This is a genomic window from Brevundimonas sp. (assembly GCF_013912065.1).
In the GTDB taxonomy this organism is placed as follows: Bacteria; Pseudomonadota; Alphaproteobacteria; order Caulobacterales; family Caulobacteraceae; genus Brevundimonas.
Genome location: NZ_JACESA010000001.1, coordinates 170,282 through 184,097, shown reverse-complemented (window position 1 = coordinate 184,097; position 13,816 = coordinate 170,282). Strand labels below are relative to the sequence as shown.

General features: G+C 65.8%; 16 protein-coding genes. 4 read left to right on the top strand and 12 right to left on the bottom strand.

Annotated elements, in window-relative coordinates; genetic code table 11:
- Positions 1–152: 152 nt before the first annotated feature.
- Positions 153–1,664: an acetyl-CoA hydrolase/transferase family protein gene (locus H2037_RS00875; RefSeq protein ID WP_292116419.1), complete on the top strand. Its 1,512-nt coding sequence runs from the start codon at positions 153–155 to the stop codon at positions 1,662–1,664.
- Positions 1,665–1,866: 202 nt separating this feature from the next.
- On the opposite strand, the gene H2037_RS00870 is transcribed toward H2037_RS00875, so the two are convergent.
- The 10 genes from H2037_RS00870 to folK form a co-directional block, all read right to left on the bottom strand.
- The gene (locus tag H2037_RS00870; protein WP_292116416.1) at positions 1,867–3,102 is read right to left on the bottom strand and encodes a serine hydrolase domain-containing protein; all 1,236 of its coding nucleotides are present in this window, start codon (positions 3,100–3,102) and stop codon (positions 1,867–1,869) included.
- A gap of 15 nt (positions 3,103–3,117) precedes the next feature.
- Positions 3,118–4,065, bottom strand: coding sequence for a GTPase Era (gene era / locus H2037_RS00865; RefSeq protein ID WP_292116413.1), 948 nt, complete (start codon positions 4,063–4,065; stop codon positions 3,118–3,120).
- Positions 4,062–4,772, bottom strand: coding sequence for a ribonuclease III (gene rnc, locus H2037_RS00860; protein ID WP_292116411.1), 711 nt, complete (start codon positions 4,770–4,772; stop codon positions 4,062–4,064). The genes era and rnc overlap by 4 nt, the downstream gene beginning before the upstream one ends.
- Positions 4,772–5,719, bottom strand: coding sequence for a signal peptidase I (gene lepB / locus H2037_RS00855; protein ID WP_292116408.1), 948 nt, complete (start codon positions 5,717–5,719; stop codon positions 4,772–4,774). The genes rnc and lepB overlap by 1 nt, the downstream gene beginning before the upstream one ends.
- 58 nt (positions 5,720–5,777) lie before the next feature.
- Positions 5,778–6,179 carry a holo-ACP synthase gene (gene acpS, locus H2037_RS00850; protein ID WP_292116405.1) on the bottom strand — a complete coding sequence of 134 codons (402 nt, stop codon included), beginning with the start codon at positions 6,177–6,179 and terminating at the stop codon, positions 5,778–5,780.
- The gene (locus tag H2037_RS00845; protein WP_292116402.1) at positions 6,176–6,916 is read right to left on the bottom strand and encodes a pyridoxine 5'-phosphate synthase; all 741 of its coding nucleotides are present in this window, start codon (positions 6,914–6,916) and stop codon (positions 6,176–6,178) included. Before H2037_RS00845 ends, acpS begins: the two co-directional genes overlap by 4 nt.
- A 24-nt stretch (positions 6,917–6,940) precedes the next feature.
- Entirely contained in the window at positions 6,941–7,525 is a 585-nt protein-coding gene (gene pyrE / locus H2037_RS00840) for an orotate phosphoribosyltransferase (RefSeq protein WP_292116399.1), read from the bottom strand.
- Positions 7,526–7,563: 38 nt separating this feature from the next.
- Positions 7,564–9,717, bottom strand: a complete 2,154-nt coding sequence (locus H2037_RS00835) for a bifunctional (p)ppGpp synthetase/guanosine-3',5'-bis(diphosphate) 3'-pyrophosphohydrolase (protein WP_292116960.1) — start codon at positions 9,715–9,717, stop codon at positions 7,564–7,566.
- A 137-nt stretch (positions 9,718–9,854) separates the two neighbouring features.
- Complete coding sequence (rpoZ, locus tag H2037_RS00830; protein ID WP_292116396.1) at positions 9,855–10,214, bottom strand: DNA-directed RNA polymerase subunit omega; 360 nt, start codon at positions 10,212–10,214, stop codon at positions 9,855–9,857.
- Positions 10,215–10,298: 84 nt separating this feature from the next.
- Entirely contained in the window at positions 10,299–10,874 is a 576-nt protein-coding gene (gene folK / locus H2037_RS00825; RefSeq protein ID WP_292116393.1) for a 2-amino-4-hydroxy-6-hydroxymethyldihydropteridine diphosphokinase, read from the bottom strand.
- Here folK and H2037_RS00820 point away from each other — a divergent pair.
- The 3 genes from H2037_RS00820 (at position 10,873) to H2037_RS00810 (ending at position 12,345) form a co-directional block, all read left to right on the top strand.
- Positions 10,873–11,415: an NYN domain-containing protein gene (locus H2037_RS00820; protein ID WP_292116390.1), complete on the top strand. Its 543-nt coding sequence runs from the start codon at positions 10,873–10,875 to the stop codon at positions 11,413–11,415. The two genes, folK and H2037_RS00820, sit on opposite strands and share 2 nt — an antisense overlap.
- The gene (locus tag H2037_RS00815) at positions 11,412–12,050 is read left to right on the top strand and encodes a uracil-DNA glycosylase (RefSeq protein ID WP_292116387.1); all 639 of its coding nucleotides are present in this window, start codon (positions 11,412–11,414) and stop codon (positions 12,048–12,050) included. The genes H2037_RS00820 and H2037_RS00815 overlap by 4 nt, the downstream gene beginning before the upstream one ends.
- Before the next feature lie 100 nt (positions 12,051–12,150).
- Complete coding sequence (locus H2037_RS00810; protein WP_292116384.1) at positions 12,151–12,345, top strand: hypothetical protein; 195 nt, start codon at positions 12,151–12,153, stop codon at positions 12,343–12,345.
- Between the two features lie 30 nt (positions 12,346–12,375).
- On the opposite strand, the gene smpB is transcribed toward H2037_RS00810, so the two are convergent.
- Positions 12,376–12,849, bottom strand: a complete 474-nt coding sequence (gene smpB, locus H2037_RS00805) for an SsrA-binding protein SmpB (RefSeq protein ID WP_008259266.1) — start codon at positions 12,847–12,849, stop codon at positions 12,376–12,378.
- Positions 12,849–13,733, bottom strand: coding sequence for a 4-hydroxy-tetrahydrodipicolinate synthase (gene dapA, locus H2037_RS00800; protein WP_292116381.1), 885 nt, complete (start codon positions 13,731–13,733; stop codon positions 12,849–12,851). The genes smpB and dapA overlap by 1 nt, the downstream gene beginning before the upstream one ends.
- Positions 13,734–13,816 lie beyond the last annotated feature (83 nt).

The following is a 13,816-nucleotide window of genomic DNA, read 5'->3' as shown; positions in this document are numbered from 1 at the left end:
GATCCAAGGCCTCCATTCGCCAAGGTCTTCTTTTGATGGAGATCATGGATGTTTCGCCCACCCTCGACCAAGGTCGAATGGATCAGCCTGGCGACCCCGCTTAACCCCAACGACCTTCAGGCCTCTCCCCGGCCGCAAACCCGAAGACCTCAATGTCGCGTATCCGCAGCCAATCCCTGCGCTCCAAACTGATGTCGGCCGAGGACGCGGCCGCTCTGATCCCCGCCGGCTCGACCGTGGGCATGAGCGGCTTCACCGGCTCCGGATATCCCAAGCGAGTGCCCCCGGCACTGGCCCAGCGGATCGAGGCGGCCCATGAGGCGGGCGAAAAATTTCGACTGAACGTCTGGACCGGCGCTTCCACCGGCCCCGAGCTGGACGGCGCCTTGGCCAAGGCGGACGGCATCGAACGCCGCCTGCCCTACAACTCCGATCCCATCGCTCGCGAGAAGATCAACTCAGGCCAGATGGATTATCTGGACATGCACCTCAGCCAGCTGGCCCCGGTCGTCTGGCAGGGGGTGCTGGGGCCGCTGGACACCGCCGTGGTCGAGGTCTCGGCCATCAACGCCGACGGAACCTTCGTCCCCTCCTCCTCCATCGGCAACAACAAGACCTGGCTCGACCGGGCCGAGCGGGTGATCCTGGAGGTCAACGCCTGGCAGAACCCGGCGCTGGAGGGGATGCACGACATCTATTACGGCACCGCCCTGCCGCCCGACCGCGTGCCCATTCCGCTGACCCGACCCGAACAGTTGATCGGCCAGCCGACCTTCCGCTGCGATCCGGACAAGATCGTCGCCATCGTCGAAACCGACGCCCCCGACCGCAACCTGCCCTTCGCCGCGCCCGACGCGACCGCCCGCGCCATCGCCGGCCATCTGATCGAATTTCTCAAGCATGAGGTGAAGGTCGGCCGACTGCCGTCCGCCCTGTTGCCGCTGCAATCCGGCGTCGGCAATGTCGCCAACGCCGTGCTGGCGGGTCTGATGGACAGTCCGTTCGAGCGTATGGCCGCCTATACGGAGGTGATCCAGGACGGGATGCTGGACCTGCTGGACGCCGGCAAGCTCACGGTCGCCTCGGCTACCGCCTTTTCGCTCAGCCCCGAGGCGGCGGCGGACATGAACAGCCGGATGGAGCAGTTCCGGGGCAAGATCATCCTGCGGCCCCAGGAAATCTCGAACCATCCCGAACTGATCCGTCGCTTGGGCTGTATCGCCATGAATGGCCTGATCGAGGCCGACATCTACGGCAACGTCAACTCGACCCAGGTGATGGGCTCCCGTATCCAGAACGGCATCGGCGGCTCGGGCGACTTCTCGCGCAACGCCTTCATCTCCTGTTTCGTGACCCCCTCGACGGCAAAGGGCGGCGCCATCTCGGCCATCGTTCCCATGGCCAGCCACGTCGATCACATCACCCAGGACGTCCAGGTCATCGTCACCGAACAGGGGCTCGCCGATCTGCGGGGCCTGTCGCCGAAACAGCGGGCCCGTCTGATCATCGCCAATTGCGCCCACCCGAAATACCGCGACGGCCTGACTGACTATTACGAGCGGGCGCTGAAGGGCTCCTACGGCCTGCAGTCGCCCCACCTGCTGAACGAGGCCCTGTCCTGGCACCAGAGGTTCATCGACACGGGGTCGATGCTGCCGGTCTGACGGTCCAGATTTATTTCCCACCCATCCCGACTACGGCGGCGCAAGGCTTTGCGCCCCGTTTTCACCCTTCACCTCACCACTCCCTCAAACGCCCTTAGACTGGAGCCGTTGATGGAGAGACTGACGGATGGCGCGTTTGGCAGGTTTGGCGCCTTTGGCGCGTTTGGCGCCCTCTTTTTTGCGCCACGCCGCCAGCGTGGACCTATCGGTCCAGCGTCGTCGGGAACTCGCGGCCCAGGGCCTCGGCCATCGCCTGCTGGCTGATCAGGAAGACCTGGTCGCGCAGATGATAATTGTTCGACAGCACGATCACCGTCACATCGGCCTCTGGCTGATAGAGCATGAGATTGCGGAACCCGCCCCAGCTGCCGGTGTGATAGATTTGGCGATCCTGGAAACTGGGCCGAACCTGATCGCCCAGCCGGTTCGAAAAGATTCCGTAGCCCCAGTCGCGGCGCGGATGCCCGCGCTCCTTCGGCGTATTTTCCGGCGCATGATCGGCCAGCATCTGCTGATAGCTGAACGGCTTCAGCAGCTCGCCCCGGTGCAGCGCCCTCTGCCACACCAGCAGATCGTCCAGCGTAGAATAGACGGCGCCCGCTCCAGCCACGATCGAGGTGTTGGCGTTCGGCTGCGGGGCCAGGCCCGCGGGGAAGTGAGCATAGCCCATGATCACCCTGTGGTCCCCGCCGTCCAGATCCAGCCCGCTGTCCTTCATGCCCAGAGGCTTGAAGAAGGTTTCGCGCATATAGGTTTCGAACGGCTTGCCGCTGGCCTTCTCGACGATGGCCGCCGCCAGATTGAAGCCGGCGTTGTCGTAACGGACCTTGGTTCCCGGCGCGAACTGCAGGCCGAACCGTTTCGAGTCCTCGGTCAGTTCGGCCAGGGTCGCCGGGGTCGTACGCCGCATCCCCCAGCCGGGTCGGGCCATCAGGTCGGGAATGCCCGAGGTGTGGGACAACAGATGGCTGATCCGCACAGGCTCCCAAGCCTTCGGACACGGCTGGATCCACTGGCAGACAGGGTCCGAGACGCGAAGCCTGCCTTCGTCTTGCAGGCGCAGGATCGCCGTCGCGGTGAACTGTTTCGAGATCGAAGCCAGGCGGAAGCGGGAATCCAGCTTCATCGCGCGGTTCTGTTCCCGGTCGGCCTCGCCATAGACCTGGCGGAACAGGACCCGATCCCCCTTTGCGACAAGGACAGCACCCATGAATCGCCCGGCGGCGGCTTCGCGATCCAGGCGCGCCGCCAGTTGCGGCAGATCCTCGACCACCACAAGCGGCGGACGGGGTGGAGCCGCAGGACGCAACGCGATCTGGACCGCGTCGCTCGGGGGCCGGGTGGCCGTGGCGATCCCGGCCCAGACCGCGCCGCCGAGGATCAGCGCCCCCAGGGCGCCCAGAACGAGCCGGGGATGGGACCCGGCGGTACGCGGCACATCAAACACGGGAACTCAGACGTCGAAATCCAGACCGAACTGGGCGTAGAGCGCCCGCGAATCCTGCCACTTCGGATCGACCTTGACCGTCAGGAACAGGTGGACCTGGCGGCCCAGGATCTCGTTCAGCTCCTCGCGCGCCTTCTGGCCGATCCACTTCAGCGTCTGGCCGCCCTTGCCCAGGACGATGGGCCGCTGGCTCTCGCGCTCGACATAGATGGTCTGTTCGATCCGGGCCGAACCGTCCGCGCGGTCTTCGAAACTGGTCGTCTCCACCGCCGCCGAATAGGGCAGTTCCTCGTGGACGCGCAGATAGACCTTCTCGCGCGTGATCTCGGCCGCCAGAACCCGCACGGGCACATCGGCCGCCTGATCTTCCGGATAGAGCCACGGCCCCTGGGGCATCGACCGCGCCAGCCGCTGCTTCAGGTCCTCGACCCCGTCGCCATTGGCCGCAGAGATCATATAGACCTCTTCATAGACGCCGCTCTCGAACAGTTTCTGAGACAGGGCCAGCAGGGTGTCGCGGCGCATGCCGTCGATCTTGTTCAGCGCCAGAATTACCTTCGTCCCCGTGGACTGAAGATTGGCGATGATGGTCTCGGTGTCCTCGGCCGAGCGGCGATCCGCCGCCGTGCCTTCACGGCCTTCGGAATTGATGTGCGACTGGGCGTCGATCAGATGGACCACCACGTCCGCGTCCTGCGCCCCGCCCCAGGCCGAGGCGACCATGGCCCGGTCCAGGCGACGGCGCGGGGTGAAGATGCCGGGGGTGTCCACCAGCACGATCTGGGCGTCGCCGTCCATGGCGATGCCGCGCACGGGAAAGCGCGTGGTCTGCACCTTCTGTGTGACGATGGAGACCTTGGATCCGGTCAGTCTGTTCACCAGCGTCGACTTGCCGGCGTTCGGCGCGCCGATGATGGCGGCGAAGCCCGCCCGCTGGTTTTCGATATCGGTCAAATCATGCCTTCGCGTTTCAACAGGGCCGTCGCGGCCGCCTTCTCCGCCTCCTGACGCGAACGCCCCTGCGCGGTCAAGGGCTGAACCCCCTCGACTTCCACCTCGACGGTGAATGTCGGCGCATGATCCGAACCCGTCCGGTCCGCCACGCGGTAGGTCGGAAGCGGTCGTCCCTTGCCTTGGGCCCATTCCTGGAGCGCCGACTTGGGATTGGTCACGGTGCGCGACGGCGGGGCCGACAGTTCCTCAGCCCAGGCCCTGTCGAAGAAGGCCCGCGCCGCGTCCAGCCCGCCGTCCAGATAGACGGCCGCCAACAGGGCCTCCACCGCATCGGCGATGACCCCGGCCTTTCGCCGCCCGCCCGTCTTGGTCTCGCCGGGCGACAGCCGCAGGGCCGGCCCAACCCCCAGGGCCTCGCCCACCCGCGCGCAGGCGGTCTTGTCGACCAAGGCGTGCAGGCTGGACGACAGCTGTCCCTCGTCCGCCGTGGGATACTCGCGCGTCAGCCGCTCAGCCACCAGCAGGCCCAGCACCCGGTCGCCCAGGAACTCCAGCCGCTCGTTGTCGCGCGGTCCGTGAACACCGACCGGCGCACCCTCTCCCACGCTGGCATGGGTCAGGGCGCGCTCCAGCAGCGCCTTGTCCTTGAAGGGGCGTCCGATGCGCGTTTCCAGCGCCGCGACCGCCTCTGCTCTCACATTAGCCATCAGTGCAGAACGTTGAAGAACCGGTCGAGCCGCACGTTGAACCAGCTCACCGGGTTCCACAGCGACGAACCGGGCTTCCATGAGAACAGGATGATCTGCGCCTTGCCGACCAGGTTCTCGGCCGGGACCATGCCCACGCCGCTGGACTGTTCGACGCGGCTGTCGATCGAGTTGTCGCGGTTGTCGCCCATCATGAAGTAGTGGCCGACCGGCACCTCATAGACCCCGGTGTCGTCCAGGTCGTTTCCGGGACCGAAGTCCTGGGTCATGAAGCTCTTGCCTTCCGGCAGGGTCTCGCGGACCTCGGCGACCGGATGCATGCCGAAGATGTCGTTAAGCTCACGCTCAGATACGACGACGTCCTCAACCGGCTGGCCGTTGATATAGAGTTTGTTGGAAATCATCTGGATACGGTCGCCCGGCAGGCCGATGACCCGTTTGATGAAGTCAGTCTTGTCGTCGCGAGGCAGCTTGAACACGACGATGTCGCCGCGCTTCGGCGCCGAACCCATCACCCGGCCGTCGAACAGCGGCGGGCTGAACGGGATCGAGTGTTTCGAATAGCCGTACGACCATTTCGACACGACGATATAGTCGCCCTCGTAAAGGTTCGGCTCCATCGAGGCCGACGGAATGGTGAAGGGCTGGAACAGGAATATCCGCAGCACCATGGCGATCAGCAGGGCGAAGGCGATGGTCTTGAAGATCTCGACCGTCTCGTTCCCAGCGGGCTCTTCCGGCTTGGCGGCGCGCGCGGGCTGAGCAGGAGTCTCCTCGAAGGGCGCGTCGCCGTCGTCGCTCCAGATCGGACGCTTCGCCGACGTGGGCTCCTGCACCGCCTCGACAGGCGCATCGGCCTCGGACGCGGCGAAGACTTCCTCCGGCGTGGCGTCGTCCACCTTGGTTTCGATCGCATCGGCGTCGTGCGGCTTCTGGTCTTCGCTCATGCGATCAGGCATCCCCTTGCCGCGTCGGCGCGGTCGTCGAGAGACGGGTATATCGCGATTACGACAGCGGCAAGGCTTCGATCACCACGAAGGCGAGCGCATAGGGGTTCTCGTCGCTCAGCGTCAGGTGAATCCTGGCTTCGTGACCGGGGGGGATCAGCCGCGCCAGATGATCGGCCGCATGGCCGGTCAAGGCCAGGGTCGGCTGCCCCGAACGCAGGTTCACCACCCCCATGTCGCGCCAGTAGACATCCGCCCGCATTCCGGTCCCCAGCGCCTTGGCGCACGCTTCCTTGGCGGCGAACCGCTTGGCGTAGCTCCAGGCCGGGTCTGGCTTGCGATCCGACCGCGTCCGCTCGATTTCGGTGAAACAGCGCTGTTTGAACCGCTCGCCGAACCGGTCCAGCGAGGCCTGTATGCGCCGGATGTCCGAGAGGTCGGCGCCGACGCCGACGATCATTTGGCCGCGTCCATCGCCGCCCGCATTCGCCGGATCGCGGCGTCCAGGCCGATGAAGATGGATTCGCCGATCAGGAAATGGCCGATGTTCAGCTCGCGGATCTCGCGTATGGCCAGCATGCGCGGCGCGGTGTCGTAATCCAGTCCATGTCCGGCATGGACCTCGAGCCCCAGGATGTCGGCCTGGGCGGCGGCTGCGGCGATCCGTTCGAACTCCACCTCCCGCTCGGCCGGGTCAGTCAGATGGCAATAGCGGCCGGTGTGCAGTTCGACGACCTGGGCGCCCACGGCCGCAGCGGCCTCGACCTGTTCTTCGGACGGCTCGATGAACAGGGAGACGCGCACCCCGGCCTCGGCCAGAACCTTGGCCACGGGGGCGATACGCGCCTCGAAACCGGCGACCGCCAATCCTCCCTCGGTCGTCACTTCCTCACGCCGCTCGGGCACCAGGCAGGCGGCGTGGGGGCGATGGCGCAGGGCGATGGCCAGCATTTCATCCGTGACCGCCATCTCGAAGTTCAACGGCTTGCCGGCCCGCGCGCACAGGGCGCTCAGCACCTCGATATCGGCGTCGGTGATGTGGCGGCGATCCTCGCGCAGATGGGCGGTGATGCCGTCAGCGCCAGCCGCCAGCGCCGCCTCGGCCGCGCGGGCCGGGTCGGGATGGGTTCCGCCGCGCGCGTTTCGCACCGTCGCGACGTGATCGATGTTGACGCCCAGCCTGACCCGTTCGCGCATCTCAGTTCCTGCTCATGACGGGGATCATTTCGACAGTCTGCGGCTGCCGGGATCCTCGACCGGCAGGGCGGCCAGTTCCGGCGGCAGGGCGTCGGCCGCATAGGCCGGGACCTCCAGCGAGGCCAGGGCGATCAGGGGAACCCCGACATCGGCCTTGCCTCCCGAGCGATCGACGATACAGGCGGCCGCCACGACGTCGCCACCCGCTGCCTGGATGGCGGCGATGCATTCCCGCGACGACAGGCCCGTGGTGACGATATCCTCGACCATCACCACCTTCTGGCCAGGTTCGACAGAGAAGCCACGACGCAGCTTGAACGTCCCGCCTTCCCGCTCGACATACATGGATGGCACGCCCAGGTGACGCGCGGTCTCGTAGCCGGGAATGATGCCGCCCACCGCCGGTGAAATGGCGACATCGACCGGCCCGACGGCGGCGATGATCTTCTCGGCCAAGGCCTTGCACAGCCGGGCGCAGCGGTTGGTTTGCATGAAGACCAGGTTCTTCTGCAGGAAGACCGGGCTGTGCAGGCCGGAGGAGAGGACGAAATGGCCTTCGCGCAGGGCGCCGGCGTCGCGGAATTCGTTCAGGACGTCTTCGGTGTTCATGGCGCGGTCTTAGCGGGTCGCACGGGCGAGTAAAAGGCTCAGCCCCGACCGCGGTCCACGTTGTCGACCGACGGATTGGCCCGCAACGCCGCCATCAGCATGGTCGCATGTTTCGCGTCCTCGACCTCGACGTCGATGGTCACGTCGAAGAAGTCCTGCTGTCGATAGGCCATCGACAGATTGATGATGTTTCCGCCCGCCTCGCCGATCAGGGTCGTGACCTGGCCCAGCACCCCCGGGGCATTGCGGATGGTCGCCTTGAGCCGCACCGCCGCGACGGCGTCTGTCTCGGCCTGGGGCGTCCATTGCAGGTCATGCCAGACCGAATCGTCGTCCGCGAACGCGGCCAGGGTCTGGCAATCGATGGTGTGGACCGTCAGTCCGACCTCGGGCTCCAGGATGCCGACGATCCGGTCGCCGGGCACCGGGGTGCAGCACTGGCCGAAATGGACGCTGACGCCGGGCGTCAGACCGCCGCCGCGCACGAACAGGCGCGCGGTCTCCCCTTCGATTCTCTGCTTTTCCGGTCCAGCTTTCAATCGACCCTGCAGCGACGGGAACAGGGTTTCGGCCACCGCCGTCGGCGACAGACGCCCCCGGCCCAGGCTTTCGAAGACATCGTCGTCGCTGGCGACCGCCAGGGTCTCTAGGATCGGCTTCAGCGAGACTTCCGCCAGGGTCTTTTCGACGCGGGCCAGGGTCTGTTGCAACGCCACCCGTCCCAGTTTGACGAACTCCTCCCGCTCGGAAGTGCGGATGTGGCGGCGGATGGCCGAACGCGCCCGGCCGGTGACGGTCAGGCTGCGCCAGTCGGCGGGCACTTCCCGCTTGGCGCCCCGGATGATCTCGACCACGTCGCCGTTCTGAAGCGGCGTGCGCATCGGCTTCAGTTCGCCGTTCACCTTGACCCCGACGGCCGTGTCGCCGACCTCCGTATGGACCGCATAGGCGAAGTCCAGCGGCATGCCGCCGCGCGGCAGGGTCACCAGACGTCCCTTGGGCGTGAAGACGAAGACCTGATCCAGGTACATTTCGAGCTTGGCGTGCTCGACCCAGTCTTCGCCGCCTTCGCCATGCTCGATCACCTGGACGAGGTGGCGCAGGTTCTGCAGCGGGTCGCGACCACCGCCCTTGGCCATCGCTTCCCGATCGAAGCCATAGGATTCGTTCTTGTAGCGCCAGTGGGCGGCGACCCCGTCCTCGGCGACCCGGTCCATGGCCTCGGTCCGGATCTGCATCTCGATCCGGAGACCGCGCGGTCCTACGACGGTCGTGTGCAAGGAGCGGTAGTTGTTCGACTTGGGCGTCGAGATGAAGTCCTTGAACCGCTCCGGCACCATCGGCCATTCGCGATGGATCACCCCCAGGGCGCGGTAACAGTCGTCCTCAGCCTCGACCAGGACGCGGAAGCCGTAGATGTCCGACAGCGACGAGAAACCGACGGACTTGCGCTGCAGCTTGCGCCAGATCGAATAGGGCGTCTTCTGTCGCCCGAACACATGGGCCCCGACCCCGGCTTCCGACAGGACGCGCTCGACCTCGGCGGCCACCCCTTCGATGGCGCGGCCATGCTCCAGCTTCAGCGCCTCCAGCCGCCGCTCGATGGCGGTCTTGGCGGTCGGGTTCAGATAGGTGAAGGCCAGTTCTTCCAGTTCGGAAGCGATCGAATGAATGCCGATGGACCGGCCCAGGGGCGCATAGACCTCCAGGGTCTCGCGGCTGATCCGCTCGCGCTTTTCCGGCTTCACATACTGGAGGGTGCGCATGTTGTGCAGCCGGTCGGCCAGCTTGACCAACAGCACCCGCACGTCGCGGCTGATGGCCAGGATGAATTTCCGTAGGTTTTCGGCCTGTCGGGTATGTTCGGCCTGCAGCTCTAGGCGGCTCAGTTTGGTCACGCCCTCTACCAGGACCGCGACCTCCTCGCCGAACATCTGGGCGATGTCATCGCGCGTCGCCGAGGTGTCCTCGACCACGTCGTGCAGCAGGGCCGTGACGATGGTGGCCGTGTCGAGCTTGTAGTCGGTCAGAATGCCCGCGACCTGGATCGGGTGGGCGAAATACGGATCGCCCGAGGCCCGCAACTGCGAGCCGTGCATCTTCATCGCATAGACATAGGCGCGGTTCAGCAGCGCTTCGTCGGCGGTGGGATCATAGGCCTTGACGGCCTCAATCAGCTCGAACTGACGCAGAACGGGCGCGCGCTTCTGAACCGGCTGGCCAGGTTCGGCGGCCGATACCGGGTCGTTTTTGTTCGCAGCTTGGGGCGCCGGCGGAACCGTTTCGGTCCGCGCCGGCAGGATAGTGACGCCAGGAGCTCCCTCGGGAGTCAGTAGCGCTCCTCCTGACCGCCGTCGCGGTCGCTCTGCAGGGCGCGGATCAGTTCCGCCTCGGCCATGTTCATGTGCTGCGGCTCGGCCAGCAGGGCGACGGTTTCGGCCTCGTCCTCGGCTTCGGTGCGCTCATCGACGCGTTGCAGCGTGGTGATGATGGTTTCCTGCAGTTCGTCCGGCACGACAGTGTCGTCGGCGATCTCGCGCAGGGCGACGACGGGGTTCTTGTCGTTGTCGCGGTCGATCGTCAGGGCGGCGCCATTGGCAATGCTGCGGGCACGGTGGCCGGCCAGCAGAACCAGACCAAAGCGGTTCGGGACCTTCTCGATGCAATCTTCGACGGTGACGCGGGCCATGAAATTCCTCGGACGCGGGGGAGAACCGCGTCAAATACAGATGGGGACTATATTTTGCAACGCCAGAGCGGCGGAAGTTTGGCCTCAGACCGGATGAGCGTCAGTACCGACCAACGCAGCGGCGGCCAGCACCCCCGCCTCCCCCCCATGCGGATGCACCCAGGCGGGCGCCATCTCGGCGATCGGGCCCATGACGAACTTTCGCTCGGCGGCGCGCGGATGGGGCAGGATAAGCCCGTCCAGATCGCCGCTGAGCCGACCATAGGCGATCAGGTCCAGGTCCAGGGTGCGCGGCGCATTGCGGACCGAACGTTCGCGGCCGAACACCTCCTCGATCCGACCCAACGCCGCCATCAGCTCATGAGGATCGTGATCGGTGCGGACGATCACCGCCCCGTTCAGAAAGGTCGGGTCTTCGGGGTCGGGCCAGGCCCGGGACGACCACCAGGACGACCGTGCCACCACGTCGATCCCCTCGCTGCGGAACCGCGCCAACGCCGCCTCCAGCGCCTCGCGACAGGAAGCCCAGACCCCCTTGTCATTACAGCCCAGCGCCACGATGACTGCGGCGTCCAATTCCAGCGTCTCCTCGATTCCCACGTCGAGGCCGCCGTCTGGCCGGACGTCATATTCTTCATCCCTTTCGACGGCGTCTTTCATGTTTCATTCCACCGACCGGCTGGCGATCTTCATCGACGGTTCGAACCTCTATTCCGCCGCCCGCGCCCTTCAGCACGACATGGACTTCCGGCGCATGCTGGACTGGTTTCGCGAGAAATCCATCCTGACACGGGCCTATTATTACACGGCGGTGGTCGAGGGCGAAGAGTTCTCACCGATCAAGCCTTTAGTGGACTGGCTGGACTACAATGGGTTTTCAGTCGTGACCAAGCCGGTCAAGCGGTTCACGGACTCTTCCGGCCACAGCCGCATCAAGGGCAATATGGACATCGAGATCGCGGTGGACATGCTGGAACTGGCGCCGGCGATCGACCATGCGGTCCTGTTTTCCGGCGACGGCGACTTCCGTCGGCTGGTCCAGGCGGTTCAGGCGCGAGGCGTGCGGGTGACCGTGATTTCAACCCAGAAGACCCAACCGCCCCATATCGCCGACGAACTGCGCCGTCAGGCCGACGCCTTCCTGGACCTCAACGACCTGATGGCCGAGTTCAGTCGCCCCAAGACCGGCGCCGCCCAATGAGCCTGACGCCAGAGCCCCCCCGCGACTGTCCGCTCTGCCCGCGCCTGGTCGAGTACCGGTGCGAGAACGCCCGTCAGAACCCCGATTGGTGGAACGGTCCCGCCCCCTCCTTCGGCGATCCGAACGCCCGGCTGCTGGTGGCAGGTCTGGCGCCCGGCCGCACCGGCGCCAATCGCACCGGCCGCCCCTTCACCGGCGACCATGCCGGCTGGCTTCTGTACGACACGCTGAAGAAAGCGGGTTTCGCGAAGGGAACCTACGACCCGAACGGCGACGACGATCTGACCCTGGTCGACTGCATGATCACCAACGCCGTTCGTTGCGCCCCGCCCGGCAACAAGCCTCTGCCGATCGAGGAAACTACCTGCCGTCCCTTCCTGATCGACCGGCTGGCGCTGCTGCCCAATCTGAAGGTGATCGTGACCCTGGGCGACGTTTCACGCCGCAACATCCTCAAGGCCTTCGGCCGCCCCGCCGCCTCAATGCCCGCGGGCCACGGGTCAGAGGGCGAAGCCGGCGGCTATGTGATCCTGAACTCCTATCACTGCTCACGCCTCAACACGAACACGGGCCGTCTGACGCCGGCGATGTTCGAGGCGGTGTTCGCACGCGCGCGCGAGATCGTGCAAAACTAACCATCAACTGTTGCTTGTGTGTCGCACGACTCTGCCATTCTGAATTGAGGCGGAACAGAGGCGGGCGCATCGCGTTCGTTTCCCAGCGGGAGGCTGGACCATGCGACGCACCAACGGGATTTTCACTCAACGCGAGCGCCGGCTCGCGGCCTTGGCCGCGATCGTCGTCGTCGCCGTTACGCTGCTGACGCTGATCACGGGCGGGCTTTTCTCCCCCTCCGCCGGCACTGGCGGACGGGCCGGATACAGGGTCGCCGATCTTCCCGGCGTCATGGACGCCAGGCCCCTGGGTTAGGCCTGAGGATCAAAGATCAGGGCTGGCGACCTAGCCCTTGTCCCGCATCAGCCGCGCCTTGTCCCGCTGCCAGTCGCGTTCGGCCGAGGCTTCGCGCTTGTCGTGCAGCTTCTTGCCCTTGGCCAGGGCGATTTCCAGCTTCGCCTTGCCGGCGTCGTTCAGATATAGCTTCAACGGAATGATCGTCTGACCATCGCGCTGCACCGCCCCGATCAACCGGTCGATCTGCTTTCTGTGCAGCAGCAGTTTGCGCGGCCGACGGGGCTCGTGATTGAAGCGGTTGGCCTGCTTGTACGGCGGGATGTCGGCGTTGATCAGCACGATCTCGCGACCCTCCACCGCCGCATAGCTTTCCGCGATATTGGCCCGCCCGTCGCGCAGCGCCTTGATCTCGGTGCCCAGCAGCTGGATGCCGGCCTCGATATTGTCCTCGAGGAAATAATCGAACCGCGCGCGGCGGTTCTCGGCGATGACCTTGGACTTCGACTGGGGTTGTGGCGCCATCAGACCACGCCTGCGTCCGCCATGGCGCGGTCGATCAGCGGTTTGACCTCATCCGAGGTCGGCGACAGCGGCAGGCGAGCCTCCTCGCTGCACAGACCCAATCGGGCCAGGGCGTATTTGGTCGGCGCCGGAGAATTGTCGAGGAACAGCGCCTTGCACAGGCCGATCAGCCGGTCCTGCCAGTCTCGGGCGGTGGCGTAATCGCCGGCCGCCAGCGCATTGTGAAGGGCTACCATGGCCTCGGGCGCGACATTGGACGCCACCGAGATCAGTCCGACGCCGCCGCAGGCATGATAACCCAGATAGCTCGAATCATCGCCCGAGATCAGGTCGAACTGGCCGCTGATGTTGGCGTGCATCCAAGCGGCCCGGCTCATGTCGCCGGTGGCGTCCTTGACGCCGACAATGTTCGGATGAGCCGCCAGCCGCGCCACGGTCTCATTGGCCAGATCGGCCCCCGTTCGCCCCGGCACGTTATAGAGCAGGATCGGCAGTTGGACGGCGTCGGCGATGGTCTCGAAATGCGCCGCCATGCCCGCCTGCGACGGGCGGATATAGTAGGGCGTGACAATCAGGGCCCCATCCGCGCCCACCGCCTTGGCGTGGCGCGTGAGTTCGAGCGCTTCCTTGGTATAGGGCGACCCTGTTCCAGCGATGACGCTGACACGGCCCGCCACCAGCCGCACGCACAGTTCGATCACATGCTTATGCTCGTCCAGATCCATGCTGGCGCCTTCGCCGGTCGTCCCGACGGGCACGAGCCCGCTGACGCCTGCGGCGATCTGACGGTCGATCAGGGTGGCGAATGCGGCTTCGTCCACGTTTCCGTCACGAAGAGGTGTGATCAGGGCGGTGATCACGCCCTTGAACAAAGGGGCGGTCATGGGACTAGCTAGCCTGCGTGGGGAGGGGCGAAGGACGGATGTCCAACGCCTCTGTCTTTAGAGCGCGGGACGTTAGGTCGCCA